The sequence below is a fragment of the Variovorax robiniae genome, from assembly GCF_037889955.1.
GTDB lineage: Bacteria > Pseudomonadota > Gammaproteobacteria > Burkholderiales > Burkholderiaceae_C > Variovorax > Variovorax robiniae.
In genome coordinates this window covers 62,569-83,604 of record NZ_JBBKZS010000007.1, presented here as the reverse complement: position 1 = coordinate 83,604, position 21,036 = coordinate 62,569, and the positions used below count along the sequence as shown (strand labels likewise).

Below are 21,036 nucleotides of genomic sequence, written 5' to 3'. Positions count from 1 at the left end.
GTCGATGGCTCGACACATCAGGCCCATAGCTCAGCTGGTTAGAGCGCTTCCTTGACATGGAAGAGGTCGGCGATTCGAATTCGTCTGGGCCTACCAAATTTTCTCGATGTGATTTCTCGGAATCGAGAAGAAGCAAAGCCACTCCCTCGAGTGGCTTTTTTCTTTGCCCGATCATTCCCTTCCAACACCCCTGACGAGCGATTTAACCCATTCGTTTGGTGGCGTTTTCGGATGCGATTGTGTTAACTTGAGTGTCTATCGTGACAACCGGGAATCCAAGCGAATCCATGACCTCGACGCCGCCTATTCCGGCGACCGAAGAAGTTCGGCTCGCTTCCCTGCTGCGGCAGGCGCCCCTTGAATTTGCCCGCGTGGTCTACGGCCTGAACGACCGGGCCAGCGGGCGTGCCGGCACCATGGCGGCCGAGGAAGTGGCGCGCACCGTGCGGCAGGGTGTCCCGGTCACGCGCGAGCGGGCCGAGCAGAGGGCGCGCGCGTACCTGCCGGTCGCGGGTCACGAGCATTGCCCGCGCTGCTGGGTGTTCAACGGCATCAAGAGCCCCTTGCACTTCCGCGAAGCGAGCGACGACCGCCCGGAGACGGCCATCTGCAAGGTCTGCGGCGCGGAATACACCAGCTCGCTGGAATAGGCTCGAAAACGCTCCAAATTCACGTCGCTGCCGGTCAGGGTAAACCTTGGCGCAGTGCAGCAAAACCGCTCCCTAGAATGCCTCGGGAGCGGTCGTTTCCGATCTCAAGGAGTTCCAGTGCAGAGTAAGAAAGTCGGTGGAAAGCCGGCCATACGGGTCATCAAGAAGTACCCGAACCGGCGGCTGTATGACACTGACACCTCCACCTACATCACGCTGGCGGAGGTCAAGCAACTGGTCATGTCCAAGGCCCTGTTCGTGGTGCGCGACGCCAAGAGCGGCGACGACCTGACGCGCAGCATCCTGCTGCAGATCATTCTGGAAGAAGAGGCCGGCGGCGCGCCGATGTTCACCGAGCAGGTGCTCGCCAGCATCATCCGCTTCTATGGCCAGGCGATGCAGGGTTACATGGGCCCCTACCTGGAAAAGAACATCCAGGCCATGACCGAGATGCAGGCGCACCTCAAGGAAAAGGCGCAGGGCCTCTCGCCGGAGCTGTGGGCCAACTTCATGACCATGCAGTCCCCGTTGCTGCAGGGCCTGATGGGCAATTACGTCGAGCAGTCCAAGAACGTCTTCCTGCAGATGCAGGAGCAGATGCAGAAGAACACCGAGCAGGTCCTGGGCGCCTTTGGCATCAAGCGGCCCTGAAACAGGCACTGCCGGCGATAGCTGGGACAATACGGGGTTATGAGCGAAGTTGCACTCCCCGAACGCGCGGCCACGGCCGCGGCCCCCAAGGTCGGATTCGTGAGCCTTGGTTGTCCAAAGGCATTGACGGATTCCGAACTGATCCTGACCCAATTGAGCGCGGAAGGCTACGAGACCTCCAAGACCTTCGAGGGCGCTGACATCGTCATCGTCAATACCTGCGGCTTCATCGATGACGCCGTGAAGGAAAGCCTCGACACCATCGGTGAAGCGCTGGCCGCCAACGGTCGCGTCATCGTCACCGGCTGCCTCGGCGCCAAGTCCGGCGAAGACGGCGGCAACATGGTCCGCCAGATGCATCCCAGCGTGCTGGCCGTCACCGGCCCGCATGCGACGCAGGAGGTGATGGACGCCGTCCATGCCAACCTGCCGAAGCCGCACGATCCCTTCATCGACCTGGTGCCCAACACCTTCGGCATCGCCGGCCTCAAGCTCACGCCGCGGCACTATGCGTACCTGAAGATCAGCGAAGGCTGCAACCACCGTTGCACCTTCTGCATCATCCCGTCGATGCGCGGCGACCTGGTCTCGCGCCCGATCGGCGACGTGCTGAATGAGGCCAAGGCCTTGTTCGAAGGCGGCGTCAAGGAGTTGCTGGTGATCAGCCAGGACACCTCGGCCTACGGCGTCGACACCAAGTACCGCATGGGCTTCTGGAACGGCAAGCCGGTGAAGACGCGCATGCTCGACCTGGTGAAGTCGCTTGGCGAAATTGCGGAGCCCTACGGCGCATGGGTGCGGCTGCACTACGTGTATCCGTATCCGAGCGTCGACGAGGTCATTCCCCTGATGGCCAGCGGCCAAATCCTGCCGTACCTTGATGTGCCGCTGCAGCACAGCCATCCGGCGGTGCTCAAGCGCATGAAGCGGCCGGCAAGCGGCGAGCGCAATCTGGAACGCATCGCCAAGTGGCGAGAGATTTGCCCTGAGTTGGTGATCCGCAGCACTTTCATTGCAGGCTTTCCGGGCGAGACGGAAGAGGAGTTCGAGCATCTGCTCGACTTCATCCGCGAGGCCGAGATTGATCGTGCGGGTTGCTTTGCCTACAGCCCGGTGTCGGGTGCGGCAGCCAATGAAATCCCTGGCATGCTGCCGGAAGCCGAACGCGAATCGCGCCGAGCCCGATTCATGGAAGTGGCGGAGTCGGTGTCGATCGCGCGCCTGCGCCGTCGCATCGGCGCGAGCATGCAGGTGCTGGTCGATTCCGCGCCCGGCATGGGACGCAAGGGTGGGGTGGGCCGCAGCTATGCGGACGCGCCGGAGATCGATGGCGTCGTGCGCCTGTTGCCGCCCGAGAAGATCAGCAAGACCTTGAAGGTCGGTGAGTTCACGCGCGCTCGCATCGTTGGCGCGGAGGGCCACGACCTCGTGGCGGTGCCTGTTTGAGGGCGAAAATGCGCGCAACCGTTGCCGCTCAGGCAACAATTCAGGCAACAAAAAAGCCACCGGAGGCCGGTGGCTTTTATTGCAGGATCCTGGTAGTGGATCCGTTTACTTTGGTGCCCAGAAGAGGACTCGAACCTCCACGATGTTACTCGCTAGTACCTGAAACTAGTGCGTCTACCAATTCCGCCATCTGGGCCCACATGACTGCATAAGCAATCATGTATCGTTTTCAGTGTAGAAAGAGATTGTATCATCAAAAATAGCACCCACCCCAGCGGCTTGTTGGATGAAGTTGAAGGAACGGTTCAAGGCCATCGTGACGGGCACGGTTTCGTGCAGCGCGACGACGGTGAAGCCGACATCTACCTCCCCCCCAACGAGATGCGCGCGGTGCTGCACAAGGACCGCGTCAAGGCGCGCGTCGTGCGGCAGGACCGGCGTGGTCGTCCCGAGGGGCGCGTCGTCGAAATCGTCGAGCGGCCGGAGCAGCCCATCATCGGGCGACTGCTGCATGAAGGCGGCATCTGGCTCGTTGCGCCGGAAGACAAACGATACGGCCAGGACGTGCTGATTCCCAAGGGCGCGACGGGCACGGCCAAGACAGGGCAGGTCGTGGTCGTGCAATTGACCGAGCCTCCCGCGCTCTTCGGCCAACCCGTGGGGCGTGTCAAGGAAGTGCTCGGCGAGATCGATGACCCCGGCATGGAGATCGAGATCGCGGTGCGCAAGTACGGCGTGCCACATGAGTTCTCCGAAGCCTGCATCGCCGCCTCGAAGGCGCTGCCCGACAAAGTCCGCCCCGCTGACAAGAAGGGCCGCGTCGACCTGACGGACATCCCGCTCGTCACCATCGACGGCGAGGATGCGCGCGACTTTGACGATGCCGTGTATTGCGAGCCCGCCAAGGTCGGCCGTGCCAAGGGCTGGCGCCTGCTGGTGGCTATTGCCGACGTCAGCGCCTATGTGCAGACCGGCTCGGCCATCGACATCGATGCCTACGATCGCGCAACCAGCGTCTACTTTCCGCGACGCGTGATTCCGATGCTGCCGGAGAAGTTGTCCAACGGGCTCTGCTCGCTCAATCCGGAGGTCGAGCGCTTGTGCATGGTCTGCGACATGCTGGTGGCCGCCGATGGCGAGATCTACGCATATCAGTTCTATCCGGCTGTGATGTTCAGCCACGCCCGCTTCACTTACACCGAGGTCGCAGCCATCCTGGCCAACACGCGTGGCCCGGAAGCAGCCAAGCGCAAGGACCGCGTCAAGGATCTGCTGAACCTGTCCGACGTGTACAAGGCTTTGCTCAAGCAGCGCGGCAAACGTGGCGCGGTGGACTTCGAGACGACAGAGACGCAGATCATCTGCGACGACGCCGGCCGCATCGAGAAGATCGTGCCGCGCACGCGCAATGAAGCACACCGCCTGATTGAAGAGGCCATGCTCGCGGCCAACGTCTGCAGCGCCGACTTCATCGCAGAGGGCAAGCATCCTGGCCTCTTCCGCGTGCACGAAGGCCCGACGCCGGAGAAGAAGGAAATCCTGCGCGGCTACCTGAAAGCCATGGGCGTGGGCCTGTCGATCACGGACGATCCCAAGCCCGGCGAATTCCAGGCGATCGCCGATGCCACCAAGGAACGGCCCGACGCGCAGCAGATCCACACGATGCTGCTGCGCTCGATGCAGCAGGCGATCTACACGCCGATCAACAGCGGCCACTTCGGACTGGCCTACGAGGCCTACACGCACTTCACCAGCCCGATCCGGCGCTATCCGGACTTGCTGGTGCATCGCGTGATCAAGGCGATTCTCAGCAAGAGCCGCTATCAGTTGCCGATGCTGCCCACGCCGGGCGAAGCGCATGCCAAGTTGGCCAAGCGCCTCGCATCGCGCGTGAAGGCGCCGAGCGCCAAGCCGGCCAAGGCCACCGTCGCGCCGACCAAGGAAGTGCAGGCATGGGAAGCCGCCGGCCTGCATTGCAGCGCCAACGAACGCCGTGCCGACGAAGCGAGCCGTGATGTCGAGGCCTGGCTCAAGTGCAAGTACATGCGCGAGCATCTGGGCGAGGAATACGGCGGTGTGGTGAGTGCGGCCACGACCTTCGGTATCTTCGTCACGCTCGATGCGATGTATGTGGAAGGCCTGGTCCACATCACCGAGTTGGGCGGCGAGTACTTCAAGTTCGACGAACAGCGGCAGGAATTGCGCGGCGAGCGCACCGGCATCCGCTATGCGATCGGCACACGAGTACGCGTGCAGGTGAGCCGTGTCGACCTCGACGGTCGCAAGATCGACTTCCGCCTGATCCGCGAAGGCGAGGATCTCGTCGCACGGGCGATGAAGGAAAAGGGCGTGAAGGAGAAGGGCGGTCCGGGTACCGGCTCGACCTCCAAGTCCTCGGCCCGGCAATCGTCGCGCCAGACGCGTTCGCACGGCGACAGCAAGGCCGAGGCCGTGGCCGCCGTGATGGCGGGCGCCGAGCGCCCCGGGCAGCAGAGCGCCATGCAGGCGTTCAAATCGGCGGTCAAGAAGGCCGCCAACAAGATGAAGGGGCGCAAGCCGCGCCGTCCCTGACCGATTCAACCAATCAACCAAGAAGAAAGTGAAGACTGAATGACAGTAGAGACTTCCTCGCGCATCGCGATCGTGACCGGCGCAGGCACCGGCATTGGGCGCTCCGCCGCACTGGCCCTGCTCGGCGACGGCTGGAGCGTGGCCTTGGCCGGGCGTCGCGCCGAGCCCTTGCAGGCCGTTGCCCAGGAATCGGGCGCCGGTTCGCGCGTGATCGCGGTGCCGACCGACGTGGCCGACCCAGCCTCGGTCGAGGCGCTGTTTGCCGCGGCGGTGAAGCAATTCGGCCGGGTCGACCTGCTGTTCAACAACGCCGGCATCGGCAACCCGCCCGGCCCGTTCGAGGACTGGACCGCCGAACAGTGGAAGGGTGTCGTGGACATCAACCTGAACGGGATGTTCTATTGCATCCAGCAGGCCTTTCGGACGATGAAGGCGCAGTCGCCGCGTGGCGGCCGCATCATCAACAACGGCTCGATCTCCGCCACCGCGCCGCGGCCGAATTCGATCGCCTACACGGCGACCAAGCATGCAGTGCAGGGCCTGACCAAGACCGCGTCGCTGGATGGCCGCAAGTACGACATCGCCGTCGGCCAGGTCGACGTGGGCAATGCGATGACGGCGATGGGCGGGCGCATGGCGAGTGGCGTGCCGCAGGCCAATGGCGAGATCGCGATCGAACCTGTGATCGACGTGGACATCGTCGGCCGTTCGGTGCTCTATATGGCTAATCTGCCCCTGGAAGCCAACGTGTTGTTCCACACGATCATGGCGACCAAGATGCCTTTCGTGGGCCGCGGCTGAAGTCGCTGCTAACGGGCGCCGCCGCGTGCCAGTGCACTGGCGGTGAGCGGCAGGTCGGCGGGCCACTGGTCTGCCAGGTGCCCGTGATGCCACACCGCCTCGCGCGCGGCTGCCGGCGCGGGCAGACCGCTCGCCATCGCAGCGCCGACCATGCCGGCGAGGGCGTCGCCGGTGCCGGCTGACGCCAGGCGGGCATTGCCGCTGAGATTGATGGAAGGCCGCTCGCCGGGCGCCGCGATCACCGTGCCCGAACCCTTGAGTACGACCGTGCTGCCGAAGCGGTCCGCGAGCCGTTGTGCGGCATGGGGCCGGTCGGCTTGTACCTCCGCGGTATCCGTGTCGAGCAGGCGTGCGGCTTCCAGTGGATGGGGCGTCAGCACGGTCGGCTGTGCGCGGCGGCCGCGTGCTTCGAGCAACAGTTTCAAGGCGGCATCTTGCGCGATGGCGTTGAGTGCGTCGGCATCGATCACAGCATGCCGTGCCGTCGACAGCACGCGGGGCAGCAGGGCGCATATGGCTGCGCCGCCGCCGCAACCGACGACGGCCGTCATCTGGCTCAAGTCCAAGGAGGCGGGGTCGCGGAGCATCAGTTCGGGCTGGGAGGCATCCAATGCCGCGCGGCCATCGAGCAGGCCCGCGAAGACCCGGCCCGCACCGGCGTGAAGGGCCGCGGATGCCGCCAGCAAGGCTGCGCCGGCCATGCCGGGGGCGCCGCCGATGATTGCGACGTCGCCATAGCTGCCCTTGTGCGAAGAGTGCAATCGTGCATGGAGAGGCGGCGCACCCGCGAGGCGGGCAGCGGGCTTCGCGCCGGAGGCATCGCAGCCCAAATCATCGAGCCAGACTTCGCCGGCGGCGTCACGGCCTTGCGCGGTGAAGAGGCCTGGCTTCAAGGTCAGCAGGCTGAGACAGATGCGCGCTGTGGCATGGGCGCGCGGCGGCATCGGGTCCGCCGTGAGGCGGCCGGTGTCGGCATCCAGGCCCGACGGGACGTCGACGCTGAGAACCGGCGCGGCGCCGGCATGCATCGACGCAAGCCATCGCGCCATCGCCCCGTCCGGTGCTCGGCTGGCGCCGATGCCGAGCAAGGCGTCGATGGCCAAGTCCCAGGTGGCCGGTGGCGATTCGGCAAAGGCCACACCCGCGGCGCGCGCGCGTTCGAGCGAAGCCCGGGCATCTGGTGGCGTACGATCCGCGTCGCCAAGCCAGGTGACGACTGGCGCAAAGCCACGCTGCTGCAATTGCGCGGCGGCCTCCAGTCCGTCGCCGCCGTTGTTGCCGGGTCCGCAGGCAATCCATACGGCGCGTGCGTGCGGCGCCCACGCCATCGCCAGCCGGGCAACAGCGAGGCCGGCCCGCTGCATCAGCGTGTGTGGTGGCAGCGTCGCAGCTGCGGCTTGTTCAAGCATGCGCGTACCGGCGACGTCGAACAGGTCGGCGACGGTCGATGAAGTGACGCGCTGCACGCGATGTCCCTGCGGTCAGTTCACCAGCAAACGTTCGACGCCCAGGCCTTCGAGATCGACGCCGGGATCGTTGCCGCCGATCAGGTCCGCCGTCACGCGCGCACTGCCGCAGGACAGCGCCCAGCCGCTGGAACCGTGCCCCAGGTTGAGCCAGACGCCGGGCACGCCGCTGGGTCCGAGGATCGGCGGGCCGTCGGGCAGCATCGGGCGTGCGCCCTTCCACTGCTGCACGCCAGCCTGCAGCGTCACCGCGCCGGGGAACCAGTCGTGCAGCACCTTGTAGAGCGTCTTCAGGGCGGCGGGATTGACCTCGTCGTGGGCGCCGCCCAGCTCGGCGCTGCCCGCGACACGCACGCGCAGCCCGAGTCGCGAGATGGCGACCTTGTAGCGTTCGTCCATCACGGCACTGCGTGGCGCATTGAGCGGCTCGCGGATGTTGGCGCTGATCGAATGGCCGTAGACCGGGGCCAGCGGGATCCGCAGGCCCAGCGGCTTCAGCATGCGGGCCGAATCCACCCCGGCGCACATCACGATGGCATCGAACTCGTGCGCCTCGGAGCCGCTGGCCAGCGAGATCGACCGCGGTGCCGCGCGCGTCAGCGGCGCGATGTCGCAGCCGAAATGAAACTGCACGCCCAGGCCCTCGGCCGCGCGCTTGAGCAGCAATGCGAACTGGCGGCAGTTGCCGACCTCGTCGTCCGGCAGGTGGATGGCGCCGCTCAGCGAGGTCTCGGTGCTGAGCGCGGGTTCGATCTTGCGGGCCTCGTCGGCGTCGAGTTGCTGGAACTTGGTGCCCACGGCGCGCAGCACGTCGAGGCCGGGCTGCACCAATTTGAGGTCGCGCTTGGAGCGCAGCAGCACCATGTACCCGTCGCTGCGCTCGTAGCTGAGTTCACAGGCCTCGGTGACTTCGTGCAGGCGGGTGCGGCTATAGAAGGCCAGCCGCTGCATGCGGGTTCGGTTGGCCAGGTAGGTCTCGAGCTTGCAGGCGCGCTGCCAGCGGCTCATGAACGCAAAGTCGCGCATCGCGAGCGGCCAGCGCAGCTTGACGGCGCCGTGGGTGGACAGCAGCGAACGCAGCACCTTCCCGCGCATGCCGGGCGCCGCCCAGGGGGTGATGTAGCCGGGCGCGACCACGCCCGCGTTGGCAAAGCTGGATTCCTCCGCGACCGAGCCTCGGCGCTCGAACACCATGACCTCGTGGCCGTCGCAGGCCAATTCCCAGGCAGTGGTGACACCGATGATCCCGGCCCCCACGATTGCGATTTTCATTGGATTCGAAATGTCAGAAAAAGGCACGCATTGCGAGCCAAGCGCCGAGGATAGACGACGGGAGGCGGCCTGCGGTGGCCGGGCGGGGCGGATTCGATGCGACTTTGTGCTGTCGCCGCAACGGCAAGGGGTGGATCGGCCGGCCGAGTGATGGCCTGGCCGAGGTGCGCTACGTCGATTGCAACGCTTGTTCTGCCAGGGCCGCGACCGCCAGTACGGGGTCGTCGTGCAGCGCCGCATGCCAGATCATCAGGCCGATGGGCAGGCTTGCGCCCACCGGGCAGGGAATCGAAATGGCGCAGCCGTCCAGCATGTTGATGATGGACGGATTGCGCAGCAGCAAGCCATTGACGCGGAAGAACTCGTCATCGCGCTCGGCGCCGGGCGCCACGCTGGCGATGGTCGGCGCCGTGATCGGCAGGGTGGGCGAGAGCAGGGCGTCGAACGGTGCCAGCAAGGCTTCCATCCGGTCGATCCAGTGGCGGCGTGCATGGATCAGCTCGATGTATTCATGCGCCTTCATGTGGGCGCCGTTGACGATGCGCCGGGCGACGCGGGGGTCGTAGCCGGCGCCGCTGCGCTCAAGCAGTAGCCGATGCCAGGCGTACGCTTCGGCGGCCGAGAAGCCGCCTGTCGCGTTGATCGAGGCCAGTTCGGCCAGTGGCGGCAGGGTGATTTCCTCGATCCGGGCGCCGGCCGCGCGCAGGCGGGCCAAGGCGTCGTCGAAAGCAGTGGCGACGGCCGGTTCGAGTCCGTCCAGGAACACGTTCGAAGGGACGGCGAGGCGGTACGCGGCCAGCGGCGCATTGCCGCGCGTGACGTGGCGCGCGGCCAGGATCTCGTGGGCGATGACTGCGTCGCGTACCGAGCGCGTCATGGCGCAGATGGTGTCGAGCGTGGTCGACAGCGGCAGCGCGCCCTCTGTTGGTACGAGTCGCGCGGTGCTCTTGAAGCCGACGATGCCGTTGAGCGCGGCCGGAATGCGGATCGAGCCACCGGTGTCCGAGCCCAGGCCGATGAAGGCCGCGCCAATGGCCACGGAGACCGCGGCGCCCGAAGAAGATCCGCCCGGGATGCGCGGCGTAGCCGCATCGCGCGCATTGGCCGGGGTGCCGTGGTGCGGATTCACGCCCACGCCCGAGAAGGCGAACTCGGTCATGTTGGTGCGGCCCATCAAGGCCCCGCCGGCGGCGCGCAGGCGGGCCACCGCAGGCGCATCGGCCTTCGCGGCCGGCGCGTGCGAGAGCACCTTCGAGCCGGCCGGTGTGGCTTGGCCCGCGATGTCGAACAGGTCCTTGGCCGAAAATGCCAGCCCGGCGAGCGGCTGTTCGGCATGGGCGCGAGCCGCGTCCTCGCGCGCCTGATCGAACATCGGATGCGTGAAGACATGGGCGCAGGCCGGCGATTCGGCGGCAGCAATGGCGTGCTCCATTTCGGTGCGCGCGTCGGTCCGGCCCGCGCGCAGTGCGAGGCGTGTGGCGTAAAGGTCGTGCATGCCCCCATGCTATACTCCTTGGGTTTCGCTGAGAGGGCGCCATCCGGGTCTACCCGGACAATCCAGGCAACCTTCGGTAGAGAAACACATCCGCAAACCAGTCCATTCAAGGTGTCGTGATCCAGTTCGGGATCGCGATGACGGGCTGGATTTAAGACACAACCTTTGGAGTTATTTCTATGTCGACCACCATGCGCGAAATGCTGGAAGCCGGTGTCCACTTCGGCCACCAAACCCGCTTCTGGAACCCCAAGATGGCCCCGTACATCTTCGGCCATCGCAACAAGATTCACATCATCAACCTGGAAAAGTCGCTCCCGATGTTCCAGGACGCGATGAAGTACGCCAAGCAACTCACGGCCAACCGCGGCACGATCCTGATGGTCGGCACCAAGCGCCAGGCCCGTGAAATCGTCGCGACCGAAGCCCGTCGCGCCGGCGTGCCCTTCGTCGACACCCGCTGGCTCGGCGGCATGCTGACCAACTTCAAGACGGTCAAGACCTCGATCAAGCGCCTCAAGGACATGAAGGCCCAGATGGAAGCCGGCCTCGACTCGCTGAGCAAGAAGGAGCAACTGACCTTCTCGCGCGAAATCGCCAAGCTGGAAAAGGACATCGGCGGCATCCAGGACATGGCTGCACTGCCGGACGCGATCTTCGTGATCGACGTGGGCTTCCACAAGATCGCCGTCGCCGAAGCCAAGAAGCTCGGCATCCCGCTGATCGGCGTGGTCGACTCGAACCACTCGCCTGAAGGCATCGATTACGTGATCCCTGGCAACGACGACTCGTCGAAGGCCGTCACGCTGTACGCCCGCGGCATCGCCGACGCGATCATCGAAGGCCGCAACAGCGCGACCGGTGACGTGGTCAAGGCCATCGCCGAAGGCAACGCCGACGAATTCGTCGAAGTCGAAGAAGGCGCTTCGGCCTGAGCTGCTCGCCCGCGAGCCTGAAGAAGGGGCTTCATGGCCCCTTTTTTTCAATCTGAATACTGAAAAACGGAGAAAACAAATGGCTGCAATCACCGCAAGCATGGTTGGCGAACTGCGCGCAAAGACCGATGCGCCCATGATGGAATGCAAGAAGGCCCTGACCGAGGCCGAAGGCAACATGGAAAAGGCCGAAGAGCTGCTGCGCATCAAGCTCGGCAACAAGGCTGGCAAGGCATCGGCCCGCGTGACGGCTGAAGGCGTGGTCGCTGCCTATGTCGACGGCAACGTCGGCGGCATGATCGAAATCAACTGCGAAACCGACTTCGTCACCAAGAACGACAGCTTCCTGGCCATGGCCAAGGCCGCCGCGGAACTGGTTGCCAAGAACAACCCCGCTGACGTCGCTGCCCTCGGCGCCGTGGCGTACGAGCAAGACGGCTTCGGTCCCACGCTCGAAGACGTGCGCAAGGGCTTGATCGGCAAGATCGGCGAGAACATGACCTTCCGCCGCTTCAAGCAGTTCAACTCGGGCGCCAAGCTGGCTTCCTACCTGCACGGCACCCGCATCGGCGTGCTGGTCGAGTACGAAGGTGACGACACGGCCGCCAAGGACGTCGCGATGCACATCGCCGCGATGAAGCCCGTCGCACTGTCGACCGCCGACGTGTCGGCCGACCTGATCGAAAAAGAGCGCGCAGTCGCTGCCGGCAAGGCCGAAGAAGACCGCAAGACCGCCGAAGCCGCTGGCAAGCCGGCGCAATCGGCTGAAATCGTCGCCAAGCGCGTCGAAGGCGCGGTGCAGAAGTTCCTCAAGGAAGTGTCGCTGCACAACCAGGCTTTCGTGAAGAACGACAAGCAGACGGTCGAAGCCATGCTCAAGGCCGCCAACACCTCGATCAAGGGCTTCACGATGTTCATCGTGGGCGAAGGCATCGAGAAAAAGGTCGACGACTTCGCCGCCGAAGTGGCTGCCCAGGTGGCTGCCGCCAAGGGCGAAAAGCCCGCGGCCTGATCGCCCCCGACGATGGCGCCGTGCGTGCGGCGCCATCATGCTCCCCGCTTAAACTCCCTCCCGCCATTCACTCAAGGAATCTCTCCATGCCCAATACCCGCCCAGCCCACAAGCGCATCTTGTTGAAGCTGTCGGGAGAGGCGCTGATGGGGGATGATGCCTTCGGCATCAACCGCGCGACGATCGTCCGCATGGTCGAAGAGGTGGCGGAGGTGGTGAACATGGGCGTGGAAGTCGCCGTCGTCATCGGCGGCGGCAACATCTTCCGTGGCGTGGCCGGCGGGTCGGTCGGCATGGACCGCGCGACTGCCGACTACATGGGCATGCTGGCCACTGTGATGAACGCGCTGGCGCTGGCCGACGCGATGAACAAGCAAGGGCTCACGGCCCGCGTGATGTCGGCGATCGCCATCGAGCAGGTGGTCGAGCCCTACGTGCGTCCCAAGGCCTTGCAGTACCTCGAAGAGGGCAAGGTGGTGATCTTCGCGGCCGGCACCGGCAACCCCTTCTTCACCACCGACACCGCCGCCGCACTGCGCGGCGCCGAGATCGGGGCTGAACTGGTGCTGAAGGCGACCAAGGTCGATGGCGTCTACACCGCCGACCCCAAGAAGGACGCGAGCGCCACGCGTTACGCGACGCTCAGCTTTGACGAGGCGATCGCGCAAAATCTCGGCATCATGGATGCCACCGCTTTCGCGCTGTGCCGCGACCAGAAGTTGCCGATCAAGGTGTTCTCGATCTTCAAGAACGGCGCGCTGCGCCGCGTCGTGATGGGCGAGGACGAAGGCACGCTGGTCCATGCTTGAGGCTTGAGGAGTAATTGAAGTGACCATTGCAGACATCCGCAAGACGACCGACGCCAAGATGGACCAGTCGCTTGCCGCATTCCAGAACAACCTGACGAAGATCCGCACGGGCCGTGCCAATCCGGCACTGCTCGATTCGATCCATGTCGACTACTACGGCTCCCAGGTGCCGCTGAGCCAGGTCGCCAACGTGGCGCTGCTCGACTCGCGCACCATCAGTATCCAGCCCTGGGAAAAGGGCATGGGCGCCAAGATCGAGAAGGCCATCCGCGAGAGCGACCTCGGCCTCAACCCGGCCTCGATGGGCGACCTGATCCGCGTGCCGATGCCGCCTATGAGCGAAGAGCGCCGCAAGGAAATGACCAAGCTGGTGCGCAACGAAGGCGAAGCCGCCAAGATTGCCACGCGCAACCTGCGCCGCGACGCCAATGAAGCGGTCAAGAAGCTGGTCAAGGACAAGGCCGCGTCGGAAGACGATCAGAAGCGTGCCGAAGCCGAGATCCAGAAGGTGACCGACCGCCACATCGCGGAAATCGACAAGATGGTCGCGGCCAAAGAGGCCGAGATCATGGCTGTATAGCATGGCCCCCACGCTCGGCACTGTCGTGTCCTCGCTGCCCCCCGAGGGGGCTCTCGCCGCTTGGGGCGGCCCGGCGCAGCTCGGTACGTGATGAATCCTTCCGCCGTCCCCCATCACATCGCCATCGTGATGGACGGCAACGGTCGCTGGGCGACGCGGCGCTTCCTGCCGCGGGTGGCCGGGCACAAGCAGGGCGTGGAATCGCTGCGCCGTTGCGTGCGGGCCTGCGCCGATCGTGGCGTCAAGGTGCTGACCGTGTTCGCCTTCTCATCCGAGAACTGGAACCGTCCCGTCGAGGAAGTCTCCGGACTCATGGACCTGATGGTCGGTTCGCTCGGCCGGGAAGTGCCCCGGCTGCGTGAAGACGGCGTGCAACTCCATTTCATCGGCGAACGCGGCGGCTTGTCCGAGAAGATGACTGCCGGCCTGGTGCAGGCCGAGGCCGCGACCGCCCACAACACCCGCCTCGTGTTCAACGTTTGCTTCAACTATGGCGGCCGCTGGGACATTGCCCGTGCCGCCGCGCAACTGGCCGAGCGGGGCGAACCATTGACCGAAGCCAGCCTCGATCGTGCCATGGCGCTTTCGCATGTGCCCGACCCGGACCTGTTCATCCGCACCGGTGGCGAACAGCGGTTGTCGAATTTCCTGCTGTGGCAGAGCGCCTACGCCGAGTTGTTCTTCAGCGACAAGCTGTGGCCGGAATTCGACGAAGCCGCGCTGGACGAGGCCATCGCCGCGTACAGCAATCGCGAACGCCGTTTCGGCAAGACCTCGGCGCAGGTCGCCGGTGGGGCGCCCAAGTCGCCACGGCAACCGGCCTGAGGCGCATGCTCAAACAACGAATCATCACCGCGCTGGCCCTGCTGGCGGTCTTGCTGCCGGCCCTGTTCTACAAATCCTATGAGCCCTTTGCGGTCGTCATGCTGGTCCTGATCGGCGCGGCGGCCTGGGAGTGGGGGCGGCTCAACGGTTACGGATCGCGCCTGTCGCTCATGCTGGGGGGCGAGATGGTGCTGCTGTGCGCGCTGTCCTGGTGGCTCGGCCTGCTCGATCAATCCCTGAGTCCGGTCTGGATCATCGCTGGCGCGGCATGGGTGCTGGGCGGTGCGGCATTGCTGCGCGTGGCCGTGCCGGGCTGGCCCAGGATCCCGCGCGCGGTTCGCCTCGTGGGCGGCCTGCTTGCCTTGTGGGTCGCGTGGCTGGCGGCGGTGCAGGCACGCATCGTGGGCATCAATTTCCTGCTGTCGATCCTGCTGCTCGTCTGGGTGGCCGACGTGTTCGCCTATTTCGCGGGACGCGCGTTCGGGCTCAAGTTCACCAAGGGCAAGCTTGCGCCGTCCATCAGCCCCGGCAAGAGCTGGGAAGGCGTCTGGGGCGGCATGGCGGGCGTGGTGGTGCTGGCCTTTGCCTGGGTCGTGGCTGATCGTGGGCTCGACGCATCGGTACCCAGCTTCTACACGCGGCTGGACGCGCGCGGCTGGTGGCTGCTGCTGATCGGCGTGGTGTTCCTGGCTGCGATGAGCGTGGTCGGTGACCTGGTCGAGTCGCTCATCAAGCGTGCCGCAGGCGCGAAGGACAGCAGCAACCTGCTGCCGGGTCATGGCGGGGTGCTGGACCGGGTCGATGCGCTGCTGCCGGTGCTCCCACTTGCAATGATGTTGGTTTCGCTGTGAACGAAGGACGAAAACTTCGCGTGACGGTGCTCGGCTCGACCGGTTCGGTCGGCGTGAGTACCCTGGATGTGATCTCGCGCCACCCGGAGCGCTTCGAGGTGTTCGCGCTGTCGGCCGCCACCAAGGTGGACGAGCTGCTGGCCCAGTGCGCACGCTACAAGCCGCGTTATGCCGCCATGGCGAGCGGCCCGCACGCCGCCCAGTTGGCCGAGAAACTCAAGCAGAACGGCTTGGGCACGACCGTGCTGACCGCCCAGGGCGCCCTGGAAATGATCGCCTCGCATGAGGAGGTCGATGCCGTGATGGCTGCCATCGTCGGCGCGGCCGGACTGGGGCCGTGCCTCGCCGCGGCGCGCGCCGGCAAGCGCCTGATGCTGGCCAACAAGGAGGCCATCGTCGTCGGCGGCGAGTTGTTCATGCGCACGGTGCGTGAGGGAGGTGCCAACCTGATGCCCATCGACAGCGAGCATTCGGCCATCTTCCAATGCCTGCCGGAAGACCGCAGCACCTGGGCGGAGCGCGTCGACCATGTGTTGCTGACGGCGTCGGGCGGCCCGTTCCGTACGCGCGACCCGAAGACGCTTGGCGCCATCACGCCCGAGGAAGCCTGCGCGCATCCGAACTTCTCGATGGGCCGGAAGATTTCCGTCGACTCGGCCACCATGATGAACAAGGCGCTCGAGGTGATCGAGGCCAAGTGGCTGTTCGACCTCACGCCCGAGCAGGTCAAGGTGGTGATCCACCCGCAGCAGATCATTCATTCGATGGTGCAATTCCAGGACTCGTCGGTGATCGCGCAGCTTGGCACGCCGGACATGAGGGTGCCCATTGCCTGCGGCCTGGCCTGGCCGGAGCGCATTGCGAGCGGGGCAGGGCGCCTGAACTTCGCCGCGTTGTCGGCCCTGACCTTCGAAGAGGCGGACGAAGCGCGCTTTCCGGGACTGCATCTGGCCTGGCATGCGCTGCGCGCCTCGCCCGGCACCACGGCCGTCCTGAATGCGGCCAATGAAGTCGCCGTCGAAGCCTTCCTGGCGCGCCGGCTGCGCTTCGACCGCATCCACGCGGTCAATCTTGAAACTTTGGAAACGGTCAAGCCCTCCAAGCCAGGATCGCTGGCCGATTTGCTGGCGCTCGACGCCGAGGCGCGTGCGGCCGCGAACGCCGCCGCGCAACGGCTCGCCCACTGACGCGCGGCATCGCACAACAGAGGAATTCCGATGCTCACCCTCGCTGCCTTTGTCGTCGCACTCGGCTTGCTGATCACGGTGCACGAGTACGGCCACTATCGGGTGGCAGTGGCATGCGGCGTGAAGGTCAAGCGCTTCGGCATCGCCACCTTGCCTTTTGGCGACCCTGACAGCCCCAACTTCTTGTCGCGCGTCCTCTGGCGCATCAGCAAGCCCGTGTGGACTTACAAACCGAAGCGGCAGCATCCGGGGCAAGACACGGAATTTGCATTCGGCGTGTTCCCGTTCGGTGGCTATGTGCAGATGCTGGATGAGCGCGAAGGCGACGTCGCGCCAGAGGAACGCTATCAGGCGCTCAATGCGCAGCCCCTGCGCTCGCGCGTGGCTATCGTGGCGGCAGGCCCGATCGCCAATCTGCTGCTAGCTGTCCTGCTTTACTCGATGGTCAACTGGATCGGCGTGATGGAGCCGGTCGCGCGCCTGGGCCGCCCGGCGGTTGCTTCGCTCGCTGAGCAGGCCGGCTTGCGTGGCGGCGAACTCATCGGCGCGGCGGCCTATGTCGGCGACGCGCTGGAGCCGGTGAAGTCCTTCGAAGACCTGCGTTGGCGCATGACGCGTGCCGCGCTGGACGGGCATGACCTGGAACTCGAGATCTCGGGCGAGCAGGGCAGGCCATCGCGCATGTTGGTGCTGCCGCTGAGCCGCATCGAGGCCAAGGATGCCGATGCGCAGATGTTCCGCAAGATCGGCGTCCTCGCACCCCTGACCCGGCCCGAGATCGGCGAGTTGGTCCCGGGCGGCGCCGGCGCCAAGGCCGGTCTGCAACGTGGCGACGTGGTGCGCATGGTCGGCAGCGAGGCGATCGTCGACGGGCAACAACTGCGCGACGCCATCCGCGCATCGGTGGACGGCGACAAGCCGCGCACGCTGCCCTGGCGCATCGAGCGGGGCGGTACCGCCATGACCCTCGATGTCACGCCCGAAGTGCGCGACGAGGGCAAGCTCAAGGTCGGGCGGATCGGTGCCTATGTCGGCACCGCGCCCGACATGGTCTCGGTGCGGCAGGGCTTCGTGGATGGCGCGTGGCACGGCGTGGTCCGGACCTGGGAAGTGTCCGCACTGACCGTGCGCATGATGGGCAAGATGCTGATCGGCGAGGCCTCGCTGAAGAACCTCAGCGGCCCCCTCACGATCGCCGACTACGCGGGCAAGTCCGCCAACGTCGGCTTCACGCAATACCTGCTGTTCCTGGCCCTGATCAGCGTGAGCCTCGGCGTGCTCAACCTGATGCCGCTGCCGGTCCTCGATGGGGGACACCTGATGTATTATCTTTGGGAGGGGCTGACTGGCAGGGGCGTCTCCACGGCCTGGATGAACGGGCTTCAGAATGGCGGGCTCGTTTTGCTGCTGGTCATGATGTCGATCGCACTCTTCAACGACGTCTCACGGCTCTTTGGTTAACTTTCCACCGGCCCTTTCCGTGCCGGTTATTTCTCAGATGAACAAGTCAAACAGTCGCTTTCGTGTGCGCAGCGTAGTCGCTTTGGTTGCGAGCGCGCTGGCCGCCACCGCCGCATGGGCCGTGGAGCCCTTCACGGTGAGGGACATTCGCGTCGAAGGCCTGCAACGCGTCGAGCCCGGCACCATCTTCGCTTCGCTGCCGTTCCGCGTGGGTGACACCTACAACGACGAGCGTGGTTCCGCCGCGATTCGCGCACTGTTCGACCTGGGACTGTTCAAGGACGTGCGTATCGACGTCAATGGCAACGTGCTGGTGGTGATCGTCGAAGAGCGGCCCACCATTGCTTCCGTCGATTTCGCCGGCACCAAGGAATTCGACAAGGCGGCCCTGACCAAGGCGCTGCGCGAGATCGGCCTGGCGGAAGGCCGCCCGTTCGACAAGGCGCTGGCCGACCGCGCAGAGCAGGAGCTCAAGCGCCAGTACGTGAGCCGCAGCCTCTACAACGCAACGATCATCACCACGGTCACGCCGACCGAGCGCAATCGCGTGAACCTCACGTTCTCGGTGAACGAAGGCGACTCCGCCCGCATCAGGGAAGTCAAGATCGTCGGCAACAAGGAATTCAGCGAGTCGACCTTGCTGGGCCTGTTCGACCAGGACAGCGGCGGCTGGCTCTCGTGGTACACCAAGTCCAACCAGTACTCGCGGGCCAAGCTCAATGCCGACCTGGAGACGCTGCGCTCCTACTACATCACGCGCGGCTACCTCGAGTTCCGCATCGATTCGACGCAGGTCGCCATCTCGCCTGATCGCCAGGACCTCTCCATCACGGTGAACATCACCGAGGGCGAGAAGTTCACCGTTGCGGGTGTCAAGCTCTCCGGCAACTATCTGGGCCGCGACGACGAGTTCAAGTCGCTCGTGACGATCAAGCCGGGCGAGCCCTACAACGGCGAGGCGGTGGCCCAGACCACGAAGGCCTTCACGGACTACTTCGGCACCTTCGGCTACGCATTCGCGCGCGTGCAGGCGCGCCCGGACGTCGACCGCACCAACAACACCGTGACCATGAACCTGGTCGCCGAGCCCTCGCGCCGCGTCTACGTGCGTCGCGTCAGCATCGGCGGCAACAACCGCACGCGCGACGAGGTGGTCCGGCGCGAATTCCGGCAGTTCGAGGCCTCCTGGTACGACGGCGACAGGATCAAGTTGTCGCGCGACCGTATCGACCGGCTCGGCTACTTCACGGAAGTCAACGTCGATACGCAGGAAATTCCCGGCATTCCCGACCAGGTCGACCTGAGCGTCACCGTTGTCGAAAAGCCGACCGGCACGCTGCAACTGGGCGCCGGTTTCTCGACGGCGGACAAGGTCTCCGTCACCTTCGGCATCACGCAGGAAAACGTCTTCGGTTCCGGCAACTACCTGGGCCTGAACGTCAACACCAGCAAGTACAACCGCGTCATCTCGCTCAGCACGACCGATCCTTATTTCACCAAGGACGGCATCTCGCGCACCTTCAGCCTGTTCCACACCTCGACCAGTCCGTACAACGACACGGTGGACGGTACCTACCGGCTCAACAGCACCGGCGGCAGCATCCGTTTTGGCGTGCCGTTCAGCGAAGTCGACACGGTGTTCTTCGGCGTCGGCATCGAGAGCTACCAGTTCAAGCCGGGCAGCCAGGCTGCGTTGTACACGCCGCAGTCGTACAAGGACTACTTCGGTTGCGGCGCCACGGTGTCGGGCTTCACCTGTACGGACAACAACAAGTGGGGCATCCCGCTGACGGTGGGCTGGGCCCGCGACGATCGCGACAGCGCACTGGTGCCGACACGCGGCAGGCTGCAACGTGCCAACCTCGAAGTGGGTGTGGCCGGCGACATGCAGTACTACCGCGGCAGCTACCAGTTCCAGCAGTTCTTCCCGATCAGCAAGCAGTACACCTTCGCGATCAACACCGAGTTCGGCTATGCCAAGGCCTTTGGCAACAAGGACTATCCGATCTTCAAGAACTTCTATGCGGGCGGCCTGGGTTCCGTTCGCGGCTTCGAGCAGAACTCGCTCGGTCCGAAGGACACGCCGTTCCCGGGCCAGACCGAAGGCGCCGCGATCGGTGGCACCAAGAAGGCCATCTTCAATGCCGAACTGGGCACCCCGTTCCCCGGCGCAGGCAACGACCGCACGCTGCGCCTCTATGGCTTCTTCGACGCCGGCAATGTGTGGGCCGACCACCGGACGAACGAAACGCAAGCGCAATGGGATGCCCAGCAGAAGCTCCGCGCCTCCGTGGGCATTGGCATCAGTTGGGTTTCGCCGCTGGGGCCGCTGCGGATTGCCTACGCGATCCCGGTCAAGCAGCAAAAGGAAATCCCGAACGCGACCAATAATCCATTCGAGGCACCCCTGGTGTCCAAGGATAGAATTCAGCGCGTTCAATTCCAGATCGGAACCGCTTTTTGATGACTCATTTGGCCCGTGCCTTTGGCGCCCTGTTGATTCCCGTTCTTGCGCTGTGCGCCGCGCCAGCGCAAGCGCAGCAGGAGACCTTTCGCGTCGGCTTCGTGAATCCCGATCGCGTGCTGCGCGAGGCGACCACCGCCAAGGCCGCGCAGGCCAAGCTGGAAGCGGAATTCTCCAAGCGCGACAAGGATCTCCAGGCCCAGGGCGAGGCGTTGAAGGCCGCGTCCGAGAAGTTCGAGCGCGAGGCGCCCACGCTGACAGAAACGCAGCGGGCCACGCGCCAGCGCCAGTTGGTCGACCAGGACCGCGAGTTCCAGCGCAAGCGCCGCGAATTCCAGGAAGACCTGAACGCGCGAAAGAACGAGGAATTGCAGGCCGTCTACGAACGCGCCAATCGTGTGGTCAAGCAGGTCGCCGAGGCCGAGAAATACGACGCCATCCTCCAGGAAGCGATCTACATCAACCCCAAGCACGACATCACCGACAAGGTGATCAAGGCGCTGAACGCGTCCACGGCGGCGGGCACGGGTACGGGTACAGGCGCCGGTACTGGCAAGTAA

The 21,036-nt window shown here is 65.1% G+C and carries 18 protein-coding genes and 2 tRNA genes; 16 read left to right on the top strand and 4 right to left on the bottom strand.

Annotated features, from left to right (window positions below; all coding sequences use genetic code 11):
• The first annotated feature begins 19 nt into the window (after positions 1-19).
• From WKW79_RS17740 to rimO, 4 genes are all read left to right on the top strand, one after another.
• Positions 20-96 (top strand) — tRNA-Val (locus tag WKW79_RS17740).
• Between the two features lie 191 nt (positions 97-287).
• Complete coding sequence (locus tag WKW79_RS17735; RefSeq protein ID WP_340336500.1) at positions 288-650, top strand: hypothetical protein; 363 nt, start codon at positions 288-290, stop codon at positions 648-650.
• 117 nt (positions 651-767) lie between these two features.
• On the top strand, positions 768-1,301 hold the full coding sequence (gene phaR, locus WKW79_RS17730) for a polyhydroxyalkanoate synthesis repressor PhaR (protein WP_340336499.1): 534 nt from the start codon (positions 768-770) through the stop codon (positions 1,299-1,301).
• A gap of 39 nt (positions 1,302-1,340) precedes the next feature.
• Complete coding sequence (gene rimO, locus WKW79_RS17725; protein WP_340336498.1) at positions 1,341-2,747, top strand: 30S ribosomal protein S12 methylthiotransferase RimO; 1,407 nt, start codon at positions 1,341-1,343, stop codon at positions 2,745-2,747.
• A gap of 111 nt (positions 2,748-2,858) precedes the next feature.
• On the opposite strand, the gene WKW79_RS17720 is transcribed toward rimO, so the two are convergent.
• Positions 2,859-2,943 (bottom strand) — tRNA-Leu (locus tag WKW79_RS17720).
• 83 nt (positions 2,944-3,026) lie between these two features.
• On the opposite strand from WKW79_RS17720, the gene rnr reads away from it, so the two are divergent.
• Positions 3,027-5,318, top strand: a complete 2,292-nt coding sequence (rnr, locus tag WKW79_RS17715; RefSeq protein WP_422823907.1) for a ribonuclease R — start codon at positions 3,027-3,029, stop codon at positions 5,316-5,318.
• A 39-nt stretch (positions 5,319-5,357) separates the two neighbouring features.
• The gene (locus tag WKW79_RS17710) at positions 5,358-6,119 is read left to right on the top strand and encodes an SDR family oxidoreductase (RefSeq protein WP_340336497.1); all 762 of its coding nucleotides are present in this window, start codon (positions 5,358-5,360) and stop codon (positions 6,117-6,119) included.
• A gap of 8 nt (positions 6,120-6,127) precedes the next feature.
• Here WKW79_RS17710 and WKW79_RS17705 read toward each other — a convergent pair whose 3' ends face one another.
• The 3 genes from WKW79_RS17705 to WKW79_RS17695 form a co-directional block, all read right to left on the bottom strand.
• The gene (locus WKW79_RS17705) at positions 6,128-7,585 is read right to left on the bottom strand and encodes an NAD(P)H-hydrate dehydratase (protein ID WP_340336496.1); all 1,458 of its coding nucleotides are present in this window, start codon (positions 7,583-7,585) and stop codon (positions 6,128-6,130) included.
• A 15-nt stretch (positions 7,586-7,600) separates the two neighbouring features.
• Positions 7,601-8,857: a D-amino acid dehydrogenase gene (locus tag WKW79_RS17700; protein WP_340336495.1), complete on the bottom strand. Its 1,257-nt coding sequence runs from the start codon at positions 8,855-8,857 to the stop codon at positions 7,601-7,603.
• Positions 8,858-9,026: 169 nt separating this feature from the next.
• The gene (locus WKW79_RS17695; RefSeq protein ID WP_340336494.1) at positions 9,027-10,352 is read right to left on the bottom strand and encodes an amidase; all 1,326 of its coding nucleotides are present in this window, start codon (positions 10,350-10,352) and stop codon (positions 9,027-9,029) included.
• A 179-nt stretch (positions 10,353-10,531) separates the two neighbouring features.
• On the opposite strand from WKW79_RS17695, the gene rpsB reads away from it, so the two are divergent.
• The 10 genes from rpsB to WKW79_RS17645 all read left to right on the top strand — a co-directional run bounded on the left by rpsB (position 10,532) and on the right by WKW79_RS17645 (position 21,036).
• Complete coding sequence (gene rpsB, locus WKW79_RS17690; RefSeq protein ID WP_340336493.1) at positions 10,532-11,287, top strand: 30S ribosomal protein S2; 756 nt, start codon at positions 10,532-10,534, stop codon at positions 11,285-11,287.
• Between the two features lie 79 nt (positions 11,288-11,366).
• Positions 11,367-12,299 (top strand): translation elongation factor Ts, encoded by a 933-nt coding sequence (tsf, locus tag WKW79_RS17685; RefSeq protein ID WP_340336492.1) that lies wholly within the window; start codon positions 11,367-11,369, stop codon positions 12,297-12,299.
• Between the two features lie 86 nt (positions 12,300-12,385).
• Positions 12,386-13,108, top strand: coding sequence for a UMP kinase (gene pyrH, locus WKW79_RS17680; protein ID WP_340336491.1), 723 nt, complete (start codon positions 12,386-12,388; stop codon positions 13,106-13,108).
• A gap of 19 nt (positions 13,109-13,127) precedes the next feature.
• Positions 13,128-13,688: a ribosome recycling factor gene (gene frr, locus WKW79_RS17675; protein ID WP_340336490.1), complete on the top strand. Its 561-nt coding sequence runs from the start codon at positions 13,128-13,130 to the stop codon at positions 13,686-13,688.
• Positions 13,689-13,778: 90 nt separating this feature from the next.
• Positions 13,779-14,513: a polyprenyl diphosphate synthase gene (gene uppS, locus WKW79_RS17670; RefSeq protein WP_340336731.1), complete on the top strand. Its 735-nt coding sequence runs from the start codon at positions 13,779-13,781 to the stop codon at positions 14,511-14,513.
• Between the two features lie 5 nt (positions 14,514-14,518).
• On the top strand, positions 14,519-15,364 hold the full coding sequence (locus WKW79_RS17665) for a phosphatidate cytidylyltransferase (protein WP_340336489.1): 846 nt from the start codon (positions 14,519-14,521) through the stop codon (positions 15,362-15,364).
• Positions 15,365-15,390: 26 nt separating this feature from the next.
• A complete protein-coding gene (locus WKW79_RS17660; protein ID WP_340336730.1) occupies positions 15,391-16,551 on the top strand; it encodes a 1-deoxy-D-xylulose-5-phosphate reductoisomerase in 1,161 nt (386 codons plus the stop codon).
• 30 nt (positions 16,552-16,581) lie between these two features.
• Positions 16,582-18,012, top strand: coding sequence for an RIP metalloprotease RseP (gene rseP, locus WKW79_RS17655; RefSeq protein WP_340336488.1), 1,431 nt, complete (start codon positions 16,582-16,584; stop codon positions 18,010-18,012).
• Positions 18,013-18,049: 37 nt separating this feature from the next.
• Entirely contained in the window at positions 18,050-20,476 is a 2,427-nt protein-coding gene (gene bamA / locus WKW79_RS17650; protein ID WP_340336487.1) for an outer membrane protein assembly factor BamA, read from the top strand.
• Positions 20,476-21,036: an OmpH/Skp family outer membrane protein gene (locus WKW79_RS17645; RefSeq protein WP_340336486.1), complete on the top strand. Its 561-nt coding sequence runs from the start codon at positions 20,476-20,478 to the stop codon at positions 21,034-21,036. Before bamA ends, WKW79_RS17645 begins: the two co-directional genes overlap by 1 nt.

Excerpts from the sequence above, each read along its gene's own strand:
- bamA (WP_340336487.1), top strand. The coding sequence starts at position 18,050 with ATGAACAAGTCAAACAGTCGCTTTCGTGTGCGCAGCGTAGTCGCTTTG.
- pyrH (WP_340336491.1), top strand. The coding sequence starts at position 12,386 with ATGCCCAATACCCGCCCAGCCCACAAGCGCATCTTGTTGAAGCTGTCG.
- rpsB (WP_340336493.1), top strand. The coding sequence starts at position 10,532 with ATGTCGACCACCATGCGCGAAATGCTGGAAGCCGGTGTCCACTTCGGC.
- WKW79_RS17695 (WP_340336494.1), bottom strand. The coding sequence starts at position 10,352 with ATGCACGACCTTTACGCCACACGCCTCGCACTGCGCGCGGGCCGGACC.
- WKW79_RS17735 (WP_340336500.1), top strand. The coding sequence starts at position 288 with ATGACCTCGACGCCGCCTATTCCGGCGACCGAAGAAGTTCGGCTCGCT.
- uppS (WP_340336731.1), top strand. The coding sequence starts at position 13,779 with ATGAATCCTTCCGCCGTCCCCCATCACATCGCCATCGTGATGGACGGC.
- WKW79_RS17665 (WP_340336489.1), top strand. The coding sequence starts at position 14,519 with ATGCTCAAACAACGAATCATCACCGCGCTGGCCCTGCTGGCGGTCTTG.
- rimO (WP_340336498.1), top strand. The coding sequence starts at position 1,341 with ATGAGCGAAGTTGCACTCCCCGAACGCGCGGCCACGGCCGCGGCCCCC.
- WKW79_RS17710 (WP_340336497.1), top strand. The coding sequence starts at position 5,358 with ATGACAGTAGAGACTTCCTCGCGCATCGCGATCGTGACCGGCGCAGGC.
- WKW79_RS17645 (WP_340336486.1), top strand. The coding sequence starts at position 20,476 with ATGACTCATTTGGCCCGTGCCTTTGGCGCCCTGTTGATTCCCGTTCTT.
- tsf (WP_340336492.1), top strand. The coding sequence starts at position 11,367 with ATGGCTGCAATCACCGCAAGCATGGTTGGCGAACTGCGCGCAAAGACC.
- WKW79_RS17700 (WP_340336495.1), bottom strand. The coding sequence starts at position 8,857 with ATGAAAATCGCAATCGTGGGGGCCGGGATCATCGGTGTCACCACTGCC.
- rseP (WP_340336488.1), top strand. The coding sequence starts at position 16,582 with ATGCTCACCCTCGCTGCCTTTGTCGTCGCACTCGGCTTGCTGATCACG.